15 protein-coding genes and 1 tRNA gene are annotated in these 15,025 nt (G+C 40.5%); 7 read left to right on the forward strand and 9 right to left on the reverse strand.

Going from position 1 to position 15,025, the window contains the following annotated elements; all coding sequences use genetic code 11:
* Window positions 1-48: 48 nt before the first annotated feature.
* Both LPTSP_RS12040 and rsmA read left to right on the forward strand, forming a co-directional pair.
* Window positions 49-1,941, forward strand: a complete 1,893-nt coding sequence (locus LPTSP_RS12040; RefSeq protein WP_108928980.1) for a ComEC/Rec2 family competence protein — start codon at window positions 49-51, stop codon at window positions 1,939-1,941.
* Window positions 1,913-2,791, forward strand: coding sequence for a 16S rRNA (adenine(1518)-N(6)/adenine(1519)-N(6))-dimethyltransferase RsmA (rsmA, locus tag LPTSP_RS12045; RefSeq protein ID WP_167396433.1), 879 nt, complete (start codon window positions 1,913-1,915; stop codon window positions 2,789-2,791). The genes LPTSP_RS12040 and rsmA overlap by 29 nt, the downstream gene beginning before the upstream one ends.
* Window positions 2,792-2,828: 37 nt before the next feature.
* Here the strand turns inward: rsmA and rsgA are convergent, their stop codons facing one another.
* The 4 genes from rsgA to LPTSP_RS12065 form a co-directional block, all read right to left on the reverse strand.
* The gene (gene rsgA / locus LPTSP_RS12050; RefSeq protein WP_108928982.1) at window positions 2,829-3,956 is read right to left on the reverse strand and encodes a ribosome small subunit-dependent GTPase A; all 1,128 of its coding nucleotides are present in this window, start codon (window positions 3,954-3,956) and stop codon (window positions 2,829-2,831) included.
* Window positions 3,957-4,132: 176 nt separating this feature from the next.
* Window positions 4,133-5,656: an HDOD domain-containing protein gene (locus tag LPTSP_RS12055; protein ID WP_108928983.1), complete on the reverse strand. Its 1,524-nt coding sequence runs from the start codon at window positions 5,654-5,656 to the stop codon at window positions 4,133-4,135.
* A gap of 85 nt (window positions 5,657-5,741) precedes the next feature.
* Complete coding sequence (locus LPTSP_RS12060) at window positions 5,742-6,557, reverse strand: ABC transporter permease (protein ID WP_108928984.1); 816 nt, start codon at window positions 6,555-6,557, stop codon at window positions 5,742-5,744.
* Window positions 6,554-7,474 (reverse strand): ABC transporter ATP-binding protein, encoded by a 921-nt coding sequence (locus LPTSP_RS12065; protein ID WP_108928985.1) that lies wholly within the window; start codon window positions 7,472-7,474, stop codon window positions 6,554-6,556. Before LPTSP_RS12065 ends, LPTSP_RS12060 begins: the two co-directional genes overlap by 4 nt.
* Before the next feature lie 99 nt (window positions 7,475-7,573).
* On the opposite strand from LPTSP_RS12065, the gene sixA reads away from it, so the two are divergent.
* Window positions 7,574-8,056: a phosphohistidine phosphatase SixA gene (sixA, locus tag LPTSP_RS12070; RefSeq protein ID WP_100767264.1), complete on the forward strand. Its 483-nt coding sequence runs from the start codon at window positions 7,574-7,576 to the stop codon at window positions 8,054-8,056.
* Between the two features lie 79 nt (window positions 8,057-8,135).
* Window positions 8,136-8,207: transfer RNA gene (locus LPTSP_RS12075), tRNA-Pro, on the forward strand.
* A 22-nt stretch (window positions 8,208-8,229) separates the two neighbouring features.
* Here LPTSP_RS12075 and LPTSP_RS12080 read toward each other — a convergent pair.
* Both LPTSP_RS12080 and LPTSP_RS12085 read right to left on the reverse strand, forming a co-directional pair.
* The gene (locus tag LPTSP_RS12080; protein ID WP_108928986.1) at window positions 8,230-9,060 is read right to left on the reverse strand and encodes a penicillin-binding transpeptidase domain-containing protein; all 831 of its coding nucleotides are present in this window, start codon (window positions 9,058-9,060) and stop codon (window positions 8,230-8,232) included.
* 34 nt (window positions 9,061-9,094) lie between these two features.
* Window positions 9,095-9,352, reverse strand: a complete 258-nt coding sequence (locus LPTSP_RS12085) for an LIMLP_16025 family protein (protein ID WP_020769310.1) — start codon at window positions 9,350-9,352, stop codon at window positions 9,095-9,097.
* 121 nt (window positions 9,353-9,473) lie between these two features.
* Between LPTSP_RS12085 and LPTSP_RS12090 the strand changes: the two genes are divergently transcribed.
* Both LPTSP_RS12090 and LPTSP_RS12095 read left to right on the forward strand, forming a co-directional pair.
* Window positions 9,474-10,514: an SMP-30/gluconolactonase/LRE family protein gene (locus LPTSP_RS12090; protein WP_108928987.1), complete on the forward strand. Its 1,041-nt coding sequence runs from the start codon at window positions 9,474-9,476 to the stop codon at window positions 10,512-10,514.
* 35 nt (window positions 10,515-10,549) lie between these two features.
* Window positions 10,550-11,047, forward strand: coding sequence for an acyl-CoA thioesterase (locus LPTSP_RS12095; protein ID WP_108928988.1), 498 nt, complete (start codon window positions 10,550-10,552; stop codon window positions 11,045-11,047).
* On the opposite strand, the gene LPTSP_RS12100 is transcribed toward LPTSP_RS12095, so the two are convergent.
* The 3 genes from LPTSP_RS12100 to LPTSP_RS12110 form a co-directional block, all read right to left on the reverse strand.
* Window positions 11,048-12,544: an ArnT family glycosyltransferase gene (locus tag LPTSP_RS12100; RefSeq protein ID WP_108928989.1), complete on the reverse strand. Its 1,497-nt coding sequence runs from the start codon at window positions 12,542-12,544 to the stop codon at window positions 11,048-11,050.
* A gap of 22 nt (window positions 12,545-12,566) precedes the next feature.
* A complete protein-coding gene (locus LPTSP_RS12105; RefSeq protein WP_008596352.1) occupies window positions 12,567-12,902 on the reverse strand; it encodes an STAS domain-containing protein in 336 nt (111 codons plus the stop codon).
* Window positions 12,903-13,083: 181 nt separating this feature from the next.
* Window positions 13,084-13,668: a tyrosine-type recombinase/integrase gene (locus tag LPTSP_RS12110; protein WP_108928990.1), complete on the reverse strand. Its 585-nt coding sequence runs from the start codon at window positions 13,666-13,668 to the stop codon at window positions 13,084-13,086.
* Between the two features lie 314 nt (window positions 13,669-13,982).
* Here LPTSP_RS12110 and LPTSP_RS12115 point away from each other — a divergent pair, with 314 nt between their 5' ends.
* The gene (locus LPTSP_RS12115; protein ID WP_108928991.1) at window positions 13,983-15,023 is read left to right on the forward strand and encodes an alpha/beta hydrolase; all 1,041 of its coding nucleotides are present in this window, start codon (window positions 13,983-13,985) and stop codon (window positions 15,021-15,023) included.
* Window positions 15,024-15,025 lie beyond the last annotated feature (2 nt).

Below are 15,025 nucleotides of genomic sequence, written 5' to 3' on the forward strand. Positions count from 1 at the left end.
GAATACGAATTCCGCGCACAATCCTAATTTTCCAAAACAGGTATTCGTATGGGCGAATACTTGGAACAAAACTACCAGGACTGGATCCCTTCCTCCTTATTTTCCTATCTAGTTCTTGGACTTCTATCCACTTTATTCTTAGATGTTTTCTTTCCCAATATTGTCCTGGTCTGGACAGCAGTACATTCAATTAGTATAATATTCTATTCTCTTTTATTCTTCTCTAATAAAAAGATCACCTGCTTTTCCTGGGGGGTAATTCTATTCTTTGTTTTGGCTATCTCTGACTATACAAAAAGATCCGCTCCTTTTTTAGAAGAATCCAGCTCTTGGAAAAAAGAATTCTCCCAAAAGATCAACCAAACTTTGGATAGGGCAAAGATAGAAGATAGAGCCAGGGAAATTTCCATAGGTCTGGTTTTAGGAGATGCAAAAGGTCTAGACAAAGAATTTAAGAAAAATGCTAAAGAAGGAGGAATTTTACATTTATTCGCGGCCTCAGGCCTGCACCTGGGAATTTTGATCGGATGTATGTTCGCAATCTTAAAACGAATTCCTTTTTTAGGATATTATATTCCTAGAATACTCCCAGTTCTGTTCGGATTATTGTATTTAGTCTGTCTAGCTTTTCCTATCTCGCTTGCAAGAGCTTGGATATTTTCCACCTGGATACTGTTACAATCTTTGTTTTTTAGAAAGTCTAAACCGGCTGATCTATTGATCTCTTCCGCGGGGTTAGTTTATCTCTGGGATCCTGTCCGCTCTTTCGGAGTTTCTTTTTTACTTTCTTTCGGCGCAGTTTCCGGGATCCTACTTTTACTTCCCTGTTTTCAAAAATGTTTACCTTCAATCTCGGAAGACAAAACGATCTTACGCCGATTTCTAGGATTTTGGAGAGAAAACCTTTTAGTTTCCTTATCCGCAGGGATAGGCACTTTACCATCATTAATTTATTATTTTGGAACCTATAGTTTCGGGTCTCTTGGCTTAAACCTGATCTTAGTTCCGGTCTGTGGGATCTTACTTCCTCTATTATTTTTTTCTTTAGTATTGGAAGCAATGTATCTATCCATAATCGCTCAACCAATCTGGCAGATCGTCTTATTCCTTTTGGAAATTTTGGAAAGAACCACTCTCTATTGGGGAGAATCGAATTGGAATTGGATACACCATTATAGAGGAAATACAAAGTTTTTCGGTTTAGGGATTTGGTTCTTATTCTTAAGCTTTTTATTTCTCTGGAAATTGATCCCTTCTAACAAAAATGAAAATTCCAAATTAGATCTCTCTAATTCTATTAAGAATAAGACCCTTAGAACCGCGCTTCTCAAAAAGATCTGGATTCTGGGATTTTGCATTTGCTGCGGATTTCAATTTCTATTGGCAACTTCTTCCACATGGATCCGACTTCCTGATGTATTTTTTGGAGATCGTTTCACCTTTTTGATCCAAGAAAAAAATAGATTAGTTCTCGCAGGAAAATGTAAGTATAGTCCCAAAATTCTGTATAAGTCTTTAGGCAAAGATCCGGAAAGATTCTGTGGAAATTCGAAATCCCTAAACGAGATCTATATAGAACATGAATCCTGCCTGGACTGGATCTCTGAATGTTTGAAAAGAAATCAAAATCTATCTCTTAAATACGGAGGAAAAGAAAAACCAAAGATTTCAGGTTTTGAAAAATGGACCTTAATTCCTAGACTCGGGGAATTCCATCTACCTGATCCTGGCCAAAAACTGATCCGATTCGAAGTAGGAAAAGATTCACTTCTTAGTTTGGCCAACCGGACAAAAAAAGGAGAAGGGATCATACTGATCCTTCCAAGATTCGGGATCAAAGAAGATCCAAGAGAATGGAATCGATTTAGAAAACAGCTTGGAATCGCTCCCGGTTGGAAGTTTATTGGAAGTGATGAACTCCCCGGAATACCCGTTTTATAAACCAAATGTAATCCGGGAATTCCTGTCCGAAAGATCTTCTGCTCCGCTCAAAAAATGGGGACAAAACTTTCTAATAGATCCAAACGCTGTGAAAACTTTATTCTCCAGCGCGGCACCCGAACTTTTAGAAAGATCGGAACTGATCTTGGAGATCGGCCCGGGCTTAGGCGCGCTTTCCCATATTCTATACGGACTCGGAAAAAAACTGAGATTATACGAGATCGATCCAGTATATTATAAATGGTTAAATGAGTTTCTTCCAGGAACGGAGATCGTTTTAGGAGACGCAAGAGATACATTATCTAACCAGGAGAATATTAGCAGTTTTTTATTCGGTAATCTACCCTATTATATCACTTCCGAACTTATCCTTCTTTCTTTGGAAAAACTTCCGAATTTATTGGGAGCAGTCTTTTTAGTCCAAAAAGAATTCGCTCAAAGGATCACTAAGGAAATCTCTTCTCTCTCTATCTACGCGGGAGCATATGGAAAATTCCAAAGTAAAAAGACCATCAAGGCGGGATGTTTTTATCCTTCTCCCAATATCGATTCAAGCGTTCTTACATTCGTTTCGAACAGAAGATTTCCCAAAAAAGAGTCTTACCAAGTTTTGGAAATTTTATGCAGAGTCTTATTTTGGGGAAAAAGAAAAAAGATAGGTTCTTCTATCAAAGAAGCTCCCTTGGATTCTTTTTATCCGAACGGTCTTCCTCTCAAGATCTCCCAAGAAGATCTAAGATCTAAATTGAAAGAATGTCTAGAGTCCGCAGGAATCTCCTTAGATAAAAGACCGGAAGAATTGAAAGCGGAAGACTTTTATAAGGTTGTGGATCTTTTTCGGATCGATTAAAAAGAGCAGAGGAAAATCTCCCCTGCTCTTTTCAAAACTAACGATACCTTTCTCGGTCCCGTTGTTGTTGCATTCTTTTTTGTTCTTTGTGGATGGATTTCCACTTCGCTTTTTGTTCCCTGAATTCAACCGAGTTAGGAGCGCTCAAATTCGCAGTCCTTTCTAATTCTCTTTTAAGTTTCAGATAACTTTTAAATCTTTCTTCCGAAATTTTACCCGACTCTATCGCGTTCTTCACTCCACAATCAGGTTCGCTTATATGCGAACAATCTTGGAATCTACAATTAGAAGCCGCTTCGAAAATTTCAGGAAAGGTTTCTTCTAATCCGGAACCGTCAGACCAAAGTTGGATCTCCCTCATACCTGGAGTATCCAATATCCAAGCGCCGGATTCCAAACGAAACATCCATCTATTCGTAGTTGTATGTCTTCCTTTGGAATCCGATTCTCTTACTTCGTTTACGGATCTGATCCTTTCTCCGATCAACAAATTGAGAAGAGAAGATTTACCGACTCCGGAAGATCCTATAAAGGCGGAAGTGGATCCGTCTTTCCAAAACATTTCCAATTCTTCCAAACCTTCTTGTTTATGATTGGAAACTGAAAATACTTCCACTCCAGGACAAGACTTTCGGACGATGTCGATCTTTTCCTTAAGTTCTTCCTCTCTGTCCGAATACAGATCCTTCTTGGTGAGTACAACTACAGGTGTCGCTTTACTTTCCCAGATCTGCACCAGAGTCCTTTCCAATCTTCTTGGTTGGAAGTCCCCGTCCAAACCTTGTAAAAGAAAGATCCGATCCATATTCGCACAGATAGGATCCGGTTTTAAAGTTTCTCCTTTGACTTTTCGTACGAGTAAACTTCTTCTAGGAAGAACCTTGTGGATAAGATATTCTTCTCCGCTTAGTTTTGTGACTAGCACCCAATCTCCTGCAACCGGGAGATCCAAACTAGAATCCGCATTAAAACGAAGTGCTCCGGTTAAAGTTCCGGTACCTTCTTCTTTTGTATTTCCTAGTTCGAGTCGAAACTCTTGTCCTTGTTCTCCGATAATCCTTGCAGAGATCGGATCGGAGATCCCTAGGTCCTCTGAAATTTTGATAAATTCTTTTTCTCTATCCGCATCCCATACGGATAAATTCAAAGATGGTTTTTGATCCATTTATTTTGCCCAAACCTATATGCATAGGTCGTCGTAAGACTATATCATGTAACTCCCCCGTGATACGAGGGTCCTTTGAGGAAAAGGTTGTAAACAATCAGGCAATCATATGCTAACTTGTACTTAGACTTTCGGGCGAAATATAAGTTGTAAAGTTTTTTTTGAGAAGAAAAGGATCAGCTGGAATATTTCTGAAAGGCTTTGTATTCTTCTATGACCTTCTTACCGAACTCCAACCATTCTTCGTCTTTTTTGAAACCGAAATGTTGTAAGACTTCCCAGTGAATGGCTGCCGGATCCGCTTTTCCATCCAGACAATCTATGATCCAATCTGATAGATATACCGCGAATACAACATCTCTGGATTCCTTTTTTGCCATCAATGGTCTATGATGGTATTCCGCAGCGACCTTGATCGTATCCGAAAAATTCCATTTTTCACAGATCATACCTCCTAAAGAAGTATGAGTGATACCTAAGGCTGCTTCTTCGAGCCCTAAGGTAGAAGGTAAAAGTTTTTTGCCGGAGATATCGGTTAACTTCTCAATCGTATCCCCTTCTAAAGAAAGTAAAAGTACAAGTCCTATATTATGAAGAAGTGCGGCACAAACCAGATTGGTCAGGAATGTCTTTTTCCATCCCATTCTTTCTCCTAATCTTCTGCATATATAAGCGGAAAGACTGGACATCTCCCAAATATGTTCGAATTCTTTGTATCTCTCTTCCAGGATCTTTTTAGTTCCTAAGCTCAAGAGAATATTATTTAATTCTGATAGACCGATCAGCTTGATCGCATCCTCTAATGTTTCCACCTTTCTTCCTTGTGCAAAAGAAGCCGAATTGGCGAGTTTTAAAATATTCGTAGATAAAGAAACGTCCCTTCCGACTTGTTCGGTGATCTGTTGTATAGAAGAATCAGGCTTATTTATCAGACTCATGATCTGATTTAGGTTTTCAGGGAATGTGGGAAGTTTATCTATCTCTGCGATAATTTCCACAGTACGTTGGTAAGAAACATTTCGATGTTTGAAGTCCAACGGAATTTTGATATAAGCGGAAGTGATCCCGCCTTCTGCCTTTAATTTATAAGAATCAGCAGCTATCCCTTCGTTCTTTAACATCAGAAGGGACATTGCAAGTCCAAGACCTGCTCCTTCGGAGTCATCCGCGTGGTCTGCGAAAACCTCTCCCAAGTCGTTGTATTCTTTACTCTTACCGATCCTGTTCTCTACTCGTTTTAGTTCCTCCGGAATGATGGGAGCGTTATTCGAGACTCTCATCAAGAAACTGGTTCGATTGAATGCAAGAGTGATCAAACAATGGAATTTCACTTTTTCCAACAAGGCTGCATATCGTTCCTTGTCCTTGATCATTTCCTTTTTGAAATTTGCCATCCCTCGTACATAATCGTCCGGATTGGAAATATTCAGATTGTTTTCGGCGAAAAAGATACGCTTGGAATTTGCCTTAACAGCATTCATGGCACTTTCTCTTAAGATAGAAAAAACGGATTCTTTGAGGGAGATCGCATCCAAATAGACCAGGTACCTGTCCAAAAGAACGCTAATTAGTTTATCCACACTTTTGTTCAAGGTGGTAAAACGGATATAGAGAGGATTTAGCTTTTCAATGCGTTCGTTTACGTTCCGAACGCTCAGATAGTATCCTTCCTTTTCGAAATGGTACCAATTTATATTCATTTTCGCTCGGCGGAAGGGCCTGCTATATCCTACTGCTGAGCAGGTTTTGTCAACCCTAGATTAAATTCCACAAACGCCCGAGGGCCTAAATCTCTTTGTGCCGCGTGCTCCACCAAAGAGTGGATTTTAAAATGACGATCCATACTCCTACTTGGACGAAAGAATAAGGTCCGTAGAAATTTTTAGGATCTGCCTTCCCCAGAAAAAGTGCGAAAGAATGATAAAAAACAGTCCCGACCTGGGGCAGAACCCAGTAGACCGTTTTTAGAACGAATTTTTTGATATCGCTCGCTTCCTCAGACATATCTATATTTTGGTTATAGGCTACAAAATCCAAAATACAGCTTAAAAGAATGAGGCCAAGAGAACTCACAATCGCAAGGGATTGGTTCGAGAATAGAGTTATCAAAAGAACCAATAGAACAAAAAACGAATACACCAACATCATGGTTCCTTGATACCAAAGGAACTCCCAAGGAATTTCCAAAGAGAACCAAGAGCTGATCCCAAAAGCCAGAAGCACGAACATTACTACGCATATGAGTAAAGTGAGTCCTTTACTTCCCACATAGGCAAACGGATCCACTGGACGACTCAACCAAAGAGTATGGACCTGAGAATCCATGTCTTGGCGGAGAAGGTCCGAAGTCAGTATCACTAAAAAGACAAGACTCCAAAAAGAAGTTAGGATAAAATACATATAGGAAGAAACACCGTGACTGGTCTCTCCTCCTACTGAAGTAGTACAGGTCCATTCTCCCAATAGAAAAAAGCCAAGCAGAGAAAAATAAAAGAAGATTGCCTTACGTCTCAGAACTTGGATGAACGTTAGCCGAAGCAAGGTGCCGATCTGGCGAAACGCGGAGGAGATAAAAAATTTGAAATCGGTCTGAGAACTCAATTCGATCCTCCATTTTCGCCGGAACCTTGTGTAAGTCTAAAGAATACATCTTCCAAAGATTCGGTCTTTCTTTCGTAGAGGAAAATTTCCGCTCCCTTCTCCACTAAAATCGCAGGAAGTTTTTTCAGATCTACTTCAGGCTTAGGACGTATTTCCCATGTTTTTCCATCTATCTTATGTTCCAAAGAGATCTCTTCCAAATATGATTCAGGCGCGGATTCCAATCGAATACGTATCCTATCCTTGCCTTGTTTTAATTCGTCCAACTTGCCCTGGGCCATTAGGTTTCCTTTATGAAGGATACCAATCTCAGTGCAGATCTGTTCCACTTCCAACAAGCGATGAGAGTTGATCAGAATGGTGACCCCTCTTTTTTGATTCTCTTCTAAAATTAATTCTCTAAATTCTTTATAACCTGCTGGATCCAAACCGGTGCCAGGCTCATCTAAAAGTAAAAGTTCAGGTTCTGCGCCAAGCGCATTTGCAAGCCCTAATCTTTGGAGCATGCCCTTGGAGTAAGTGGAAATCTTTCGATCAGCAGCTTCTGCCAATCCCAACTTTTCTAAGAACTCGTTACTTTTCTTTTTTGCAATGGAAGAAGGTACCAACGCAAGTTTGAAACTCGCTTCTAAAAATTCTCTCCCACTCAAATAAGTAGGGACCGCCATTCTTTCCGGAAGATAACCGATCTTAGTTCTAGCATGCGGAGAAGGTTCCAAACCCAAAACTTTACAGTAACCTTCGGTCTGTTTGGAAAACCCAAGTAGAATACGGACCAATGTAGTTTTGCCGGCACCATTCTGGCCGAGAAGACCGAAAATCCCGCCTTGAGGAATTTTTAGATCAATTCCTTGTAATGCTTTTACTTTCGGATAAAATTTGCGTAGGTGCTCTATTTCAATTGCAAATTGAGGCATTCAAAAATCCTTAGACCAAGTGCCGGAGACGATAGTTCCATTGCTTCTCGAAGCAATCCTTTTTATTAGAACACGTACGCACAATTCTACATTTATTCTATGAAGATTATCATAGCTCGACATGGGGAAGCCGATCCCCATTCAGAAGACGGCAAAGATTCCTCCAGGGTGCTCACTCCTAAAGGGATCACAGATATCGAAAAGATGGCACGGTTCTTTCAGACCGGATTTAAGATCAAAAAGATCTATCATAGCCCATATGTTCGCACCAAAGCAAGTGCGGAAATTTATACCAAGATCCTAAAGCCAGAGTTAGAAACCGAATCCGCAGAATATCTTCTTCCTGGAGAAGATTACTTCAGGATCTGTCCTCTCCTCAAAGACAATTCCAATTCGGATGCCATCCTTTTAGTGGGCCATAGCCCAGACGTAAGTTCTTTTGCCGAAACTCTTTTGGGAATTTCAGGAGTAGGAAAATCTTTTCTATTCACTCCTGGTTCTGCACTTGCAGTGAATATTCCTAGAGAGAAATTCCAAGGAGGACAGATCATCTGGTTTGTATCTCCTGACTTTCTTTGCTGATCGAACTCGTATCGACAGCCTAGCTCTTAAAAACCTGTTTACAGAGGAATCGGTCTCAAAAAATTATACAACTGAGGACCGGGGTGTAGCGCAGTGGTAGCGCACTTCTCTGGGGGGGAAGGGGTCGCTGGTTCAAGTCCAGTCACTCCGAAAGTCCTCTTTTCAGTATCTCTTCATTCCAAACTCGGAACCTTACATCTAGTTAATTCATAAAATCTTTGGATCGTTCCAGTTCTGGAGCCCGATTTACTTCTATTCAAGATCGTGTATATGACATAATCGTTTTCAGATCTTAGCAAAGCTCCTTGGAACCAAAAGTTTCCTTCCCAAGATCCAGTCTTACCATACACGTTAGCCTCTCTTTCAGGGCATTCAGACCAGAAAAGAGTCTTTCTCCATTCTTCCACAATGTCTTTAGGAAGCTTGTAAGCATTCTCAAAAATTTTTGTCCAAGAAGAATGTATTTTCTTAGGAGTTAATCTGATCTTACCGCCATGTTTTAAGCCGACAAGATCGATCCACCAATCCTCTCCACTTACTTTCGATTTAAAATTTTCTAAATAACCGATCTTGCGTAGTGTAAGATCCAGTTTTTCCTTTCCTAACTTAGAAAACACTTTTTCGAAATAATCATTGGAAGAATAAAACAGCGCATCTCTCAGATCTAAAAGCCTCGGAGAATCCTTGATATGTTTGTCTGAGCATTCTATCTTTTCTTTCGGATCGATGCTATGATTCTCGAGTAAAGACAGAACTAGGTAGGTTTTAAAGGTAGAAGCAGGAGAATATTCCCTTTTCAGAAATTCGGAGGAACCGTATACCTTTTCGGATCTTGGCCCACCGGAACTTACCTCAGTCACGAGGATCAACTCGTCTGAGTTAGGTGTTATGGTTTTAGAAGAAAAATTTTGAGAATGTAAAGGAGTAAAAAAGAAAAGAGAAGATAGTTGAAAGAGTAAAAAGCAGCCTAGAGCGGAATTCTTTCCCTCTGAAAATCGAAACATGATCGTTTCCTATCCCAGGGGAAAAATTCGCCCATCATTTCTTTAAAAATTGTTTTAAGATATTCTCGCGAATCTCTTCTATTTTAACGATTCCCCAAGCCAGAGGAACTTTGAATTTTAACGCATTCTCGCTCAGGTCTTTCTCTCCCTGGGCTTTGAGTTCGTCGAATCTCTGCTCCACCTTCTCCTTTCCGTCGTTTAGATCCTGGAGAAGTTTATCGAAAATCTCTTTCGAAGTCTGGACGGCCCCAATCCCGGCATTGATTATATCGTTTAGTTTTTGGTTGTCCATGCCCTGCTATTCCTTTTTAACTCCATTTTTATGCACTGCACAAAAAATGCAAGAATAAAATTCATCCGCGAACTTTGAATCTGGTTGCCAGTGCCGGTTTTAGGGCAGATCCTTGGCCCCCATGCGAGTTTCCATTCTACCCTTAATATTTGCCGTTTTAGGCTTAGTTTTCAGTAATTGTTCCGGCGATATCAAAGATATCCCCTTAAAAGGCTGCTCTAAAATTTCCGGAATGCCAGGCCCGGAAGATTTGGCAATTGATAGGGACGCCGGACTTCTTTATGTATCTTCCCACGAAAGAAGGATCAAAGACCAAGAAGGAAAGATCTACTTTTTGGATCTGAATTCTTCTCCACTCGAACCCAAATTATTGGAAGTAGAGTATCCTAAAAACTTTAGACCCCACGGGATCAGTCTTCTGAACCAAAATGGAAAATATAGACTGTATGTGATCTCTCATATCGCTTTATACAAAGAACATTCTATCGAAGTTTTCGAAAGAACGGAAAAACCTTCCGCGAAGTCCAAAGCTGGAAAATGGAAACATGTCCAGACTCTACAAGATCCTTTGGTCACTAGTCCTAACGATCTTTCAGTCGCTTCCGAAAACGAAATTTTTGTTTCGAACGATCATGGTGAAGGTGGATTTATGCTCTATTTATTCCATGATCTTTTTAGAATGAAACGTTCCGAGATCGCGTACTTTGACGGCAAATCCTGGTCTTCCTTAGGAAATCCAGTTTCCTTGGGAAATGGGATCCTTTACGTAAAAAGACCGGACGGAAAAGAAATATTATATAGATCTTCCTTTAACGAAGGGACTGTTCTAAAATTCGATATCAAGAGAGAGAACGGAAAAATCAAATTAGGAGAACCTAAATCGATCCTGCTTGGAAGTGGGCCGGACAATCTGGAGATAGACGAAAAAGGGAATATTTTCACTGTTACCCATCCTTCTGTGATGAAATTCCTGAAACATGCGAGCAATGCGGAATCTCATTCTCCTACTAAAATATTTAGTATTTCTCCGGACGATTCAATCCTAGAAATTTTTTCTAACTCAGGTGAATTGATCTCTGCGGGAAGTACAGCGCTTACCTATAAGGAAAGAGTTTATATCGCTCAGGTATTCAACGATTTTATCCTTCAATGCCAATTATAAGAACGTAATACTAGGATTGTTCGTCTAAGTCATAGATGTCGGAAGAAATTATCAAATCACCGAAACAATCCGCTGCGGAAACCAGGCATATAGTTATGCCTGACCATACCAACCATTATGGTACCCTCTTCGGAGGGACCTTAATGTCCTGGATAGACTTGATCGCAGTGATGGTGGCGCAAAGACATTGTGGAAGAGAAGCTGTCACCGCAAGTGTGGATAAGCTGAATTTTATGGAACCGATCTCTTTGGGGGATCATGTGATCCTGAAGGCTTCCGCTAATTATGCAGGAAGGACTTCTTTGGAGATCGGTGTCCAGGTTTCTAAGGAAAATCCTTATACTGGGCTTGTGACCCGCGCTACAACCGCTTACCTCACATTCGTGGCCTTAGATGAGAATAAGAAGCCTTGCCCCATTCCCAAAATTAAACCTGAATCGGATATTGAGATCAGAAGATACGAAAATGCAATCCTAAGACAGGAAGCGAATCGGAACCTTTTGAAAAAGATCAAAGACAACGGAAAAGTTTAATTATCTTCTGCGATATACTTCTGCTTCTACATTTGCTACTTTTCTGAGTGTAGAAGGTTCTGCAGTAATTTTGAATTTTCGGAACTTGGAAGAATTCTCTTCTAAATACGCCTGCACGAATTCATTCCTTTTTTGACGGTCTGAAAATACGAACGTATCTATAGAGTCCAGAGTTTGGATAAAATCCTCTTTCGGGATAGGAAGTTCACCTGGGATAAACTCCAATACCTTCAGATTCGGATATTCTTTTCGGATATGAAAATAGGGATCCGGGATTGTTTGTAGATACATCTTTTTAGAACCTTTTAGTTCAGGACCTAAAACCTCGTAAAACCTATCCTTTAGATCGAATTCAGGATTTCCGAACCCTATTCTTTTATAAGCATTCACCAAAATTGCTATATTGGAAAATACTAATATAGCAGCGATAAACTGCACTCTTCTGCTTCGAATTCTTTCGAAAAAGAATCCTCCCAAAGCGGACAAAGGAATACACAAATACATTACGTAATAGTATTCTGTGGATAAGATCAAAAAGAATAAGATCGAAACTGTCCAAGCGGAGAAGAAGAATGCGGACTTAGGTTTATCCTTAATTTCTCCTCGTACCACCCATAACCCGTAAGCCAGAGCCAAATAAAAGAATAATCTCAGCCCCGGAGATTCATAACCGCCTAATAATACTTTGATCTTTGTGATCGGAGAGAAGGACTGGAATAGATCTTTTTTACGTCCGAACTGAGCTCCGAATTGGTAGAAAAAAATTTCCCAATCAGGATGGATCCATATTCCCCAGGCCAAGATAGGCAATGCTCCACCCAACCAAAACATCCAAACCTTCCAAGCTTTTGCTTGGTGGATCAAGAGTAATGCAGGCACTCCGAAGATTGCGCCGAATGGATGTGATAAAAATGAGATCCCTAAAAAGGATCCTGACAAGAAAGCTTCGTATTGTTGGAGAGGAACTTCTCCTTTCCATCTGGCTTTTCTTGCAAGTACTAGTAAAGATAGAAGTGCCCAAAATAAACAGAGCGCTTCCATTCTCGCGGTCCAACCTACTCTTAAGAACAATAAATCTGTGAATAGAAGTAAGGAAGCTCCAAGTCTTGCAATCGGAGAGTAATCGAATGTTTTTAGTATGAACCAAAATATCCATACGCTCGCAACTGACAAGATCGCAGCGAATAATCTTAGGACTTCGAGACCTTCTCCCCCGTATTTTAGAACCCAACCGTTTAACAAAAAGAAGACGGGAGGCATCCAAAGTGTTTTGGTTTCCATTCCCTTTACTAAACCTTCTAATACTTCCGTGCGGAATAGTCCATTCTTCGCAAAGTCTAGGGAAGGAGAATAGAATAAGACCTCGTCAGGCCATACCGGTGGGAATTCCAACCCGGAGATCCTAAATACTAATAGGGATAATATGGATAAAAAGAAAAGACCGATGAGTCCGTAAATTTCGGAAGATCGGTCTTCTGTACTAGTGGGGGAACCCATTATAAAAAGCGCCCCCGGTTTATTATTTTAATGTAGCTAATGCTTCTTGTTCGGTTTCGTAGACTTCGAAAAGATCCAACAATTCCACAACATCGAAAACTTTTTTAACATTAGGAGTGATATTGCAGAGTTTGAGTTTTCTATTCTGCTTTTCGAGTTCCCGGACCATTCCTACAAAGATCCTGATCCCGGAAGAAGATATATAAGAAATATTTTGCAAGTTAATGATTATATCACCAGTTCCGGCTTGGACATCGTCTAGAAGTTTTGCCTCTACCTCGTCCGAATGAGTGATATCCAGCCTGCCATCCAATTGAACTAGGGTATGTTTCCCTACTTTTTTAGTTTTAATTTCCAAGCTAGGCTCCGAGCGACGATCCATAAGATCATATTCCGACAAAGAAAATTTCCTTTTTTTGATACAAAAAGAGGAACGGAAAGTTCGCCATTGACTAAATTAGTGAGGAAATGGGGTTTTACAAGAATTTTTTCCCATCCCCTCTATTCTCTCATAGTTGGAAAATCCTAAATTTGGAATATTATGCCGCCGACCCGTTAATTTCCTCCAATGGAAATATCTTGCTCGGAGCGTTTTTCGGTTTCTTTCCGAGCAAGTCTCTCAGGGATTTTTGGGAAGATAGCCCCAATTGTTCCTGGATACTTTCCAGGTCCCAGCCCGCCTCGATCAGGTGAGAAGCCAAACTTCTCCTGAGCCTAAAAACGGAAATCGGAAGACCCGTCATTTCTTCTAGCTTAGAAAACATTTTTTGAACGGTCCTGGGACGAAGTTTGCCCATCCTACCGGAAAACAAAAAGTCCTCCCCCTGTTTTCCCTGGGAAATAAACCAAAGATCCCTTCTTAAAGAAAGGGGAATGGACGGACTCCTGGGGTTTAAGGTTTGGGAATGATGGATCAATATTTTATGATGAGACCAATCCAAGTCTTCCACTCTCAGGGAGACCAATTCGGAAAGTTGGAGCCCGAAAGAATACAGCATACGAAACCATAGATAATGATTTTCGTGTGTTCTCGATGCGTTCAGAAGGAGCCGGATCTCCTCCTTGCTTAAGGCCGGATTGTCCTCAGGCAAAATTTTGGTTCTGATTCTTTTCTCTTTTTTCATTCGAATGCCCTAATGTGATTTTTTTCTCGGAGAATAGAATTCAGGAAAGGGCCTGCAAAGTAGAATTTGCCAGTTTGATCGATTGGTTTGCGGAATATTGGTTACTAGCCAGATAGGATGGATGGGCGCAGAACGTGGATTCTTGGTTCCGAGGTAATATATTGATTTACTATGCGACAGCGATCGTAGCGGAAATCCCGCGAAGCGGATTGGAGCGTAGAGCGCGATCACGAGCTAGCGAGTGAGTCGCCCTACTTTTCAAATCGTCATTGAATTGTTATCCGATCTTAACGAGTTCGGGTTTGGATACAAAGATGAAATATTTCTGGAAAGCGGCTAAATTCGCTCTTCATTGCCAATTACCGACTCCGCCAAAAGTCTCAGAACAAGAGATCATAGTTAGAACGGATCAATTTGAAATTCCCGCGATCCTTTACACTCCGAAAGGAAAATCCTGCGGGACTATTTTAGCAGTAAATGGATTGGCCTACTTGGGAAATAAGGACCCAAGATTCGCGGCAGTTTGCAGATCCGCAGCGGCAGTCGGCTATACCGTAATTTCTCCTTTATTGGTAGAAGTTACACAGTTCCACATTCGAAAAGAGACTGTCGAAAAAATAAAAGAACTGATCCTTCACATTTCTTCTAATAAAGAATATTGCCCGGACCAAAAACTTTCTTATATCGCTCCTTCTTTTTCTGGAAGTATGGGACTGATCGCAGCATCGGATCCCGAAGTAGGAAAAAACATTTCCTCCATTCTTACCATCGGCGCGTATTGCGATGTTCAATCCACTTTGGATTACGTGATGACCTCAGACGAGGGAGACGAGTATGGAAGAATGATCCTACTTTATAATTTCGTAAAGTATGCTCTTAAGTCCGACAACCAAGAGTTGGAATTTGCATTAAAAGCTTGCGTTTTGGATGGAAGTTTTTCCAGAGAGAACTTGGAGCTCCCCACAGTTTTGGAAAATATCAGCGCTGAAAACAAAGAAGTATTCTTCAAGCTCAGAGAAGATAAAAGTTTTAGGGAAAAAATCTGGAAAGAGATCGTGTCAAACGCAGGATCTCAAAGTTCCTTTTTGCAAGAATTGCAAGTTAAGGATAAATTACATTTATTAGATTGTCATGTTTCTATTGTTCATGGTTTGGGAGACAATGTGGTCCCTGCGAAAGAAGCCATGATCTTAAAAGATAATCTTCCTCGTAAAAAATCCAAATTGGTGCTAACACCTTTGATCTCTCATGGGGATGTAGGGATTTCTTTGGCTCAGTTACCTGCGATCTATGATCTGGTGCAGGGCTTTGCATTTTTCTTTAAGAATGCTAGAGTAAAAGAAAGGGCAGCTTAATT

The organism is Leptospira johnsonii (assembly GCF_003112675.1).
Lineage (GTDB): Bacteria > Spirochaetota > Leptospiria > Leptospirales > Leptospiraceae > Leptospira_B > Leptospira_B johnsonii.

Bases quoted from the DNA above. Each gene is read 5' to 3' on its own strand.
- LPTSP_RS12080 (WP_108928986.1), bottom strand. From the start codon at position 9,060: ATGTTTCGATTTTCAGAGGGAAAGAATTCCGCTCTAGGCTGCTTTTTA.
- LPTSP_RS12095 (WP_108928988.1), top strand. From the start codon at position 10,550: ATGTCGGAAGAAATTATCAAATCACCGAAACAATCCGCTGCGGAAACC.
- LPTSP_RS12090 (WP_108928987.1), top strand. From the start codon at position 9,474: ATGCGAGTTTCCATTCTACCCTTAATATTTGCCGTTTTAGGCTTAGTT.
- rsgA (WP_108928982.1), bottom strand. From the start codon at position 3,956: ATGGATCAAAAACCATCTTTGAATTTATCCGTATGGGATGCGGATAGA.
- LPTSP_RS12085 (WP_020769310.1), bottom strand. From the start codon at position 9,352: ATGGACAACCAAAAACTAAACGATATAATCAATGCCGGGATTGGGGCC.
- rsmA (WP_167396433.1), top strand. From the start codon at position 1,913: ATGAACTCCCCGGAATACCCGTTTTATAAACCAAATGTAATCCGGGAA.
- LPTSP_RS12110 (WP_108928990.1), bottom strand. From the start codon at position 13,668: ATGAAAAAAGAGAAAAGAATCAGAACCAAAATTTTGCCTGAGGACAAT.
- LPTSP_RS12100 (WP_108928989.1), bottom strand. From the start codon at position 12,544: ATGGGTTCCCCCACTAGTACAGAAGACCGATCTTCCGAAATTTACGGA.
- LPTSP_RS12040 (WP_108928980.1), top strand. From the start codon at position 49: ATGGGCGAATACTTGGAACAAAACTACCAGGACTGGATCCCTTCCTCC.
- LPTSP_RS12065 (WP_108928985.1), bottom strand. From the start codon at position 7,474: ATGCCTCAATTTGCAATTGAAATAGAGCACCTACGCAAATTTTATCCG.
- LPTSP_RS12115 (WP_108928991.1), top strand. From the start codon at position 13,983: ATGAAATATTTCTGGAAAGCGGCTAAATTCGCTCTTCATTGCCAATTA.
- sixA (WP_100767264.1), top strand. From the start codon at position 7,574: ATGAAGATTATCATAGCTCGACATGGGGAAGCCGATCCCCATTCAGAA.
- LPTSP_RS12055 (WP_108928983.1), bottom strand. From the start codon at position 5,656: ATGAATATAAATTGGTACCATTTCGAAAAGGAAGGATACTATCTGAGC.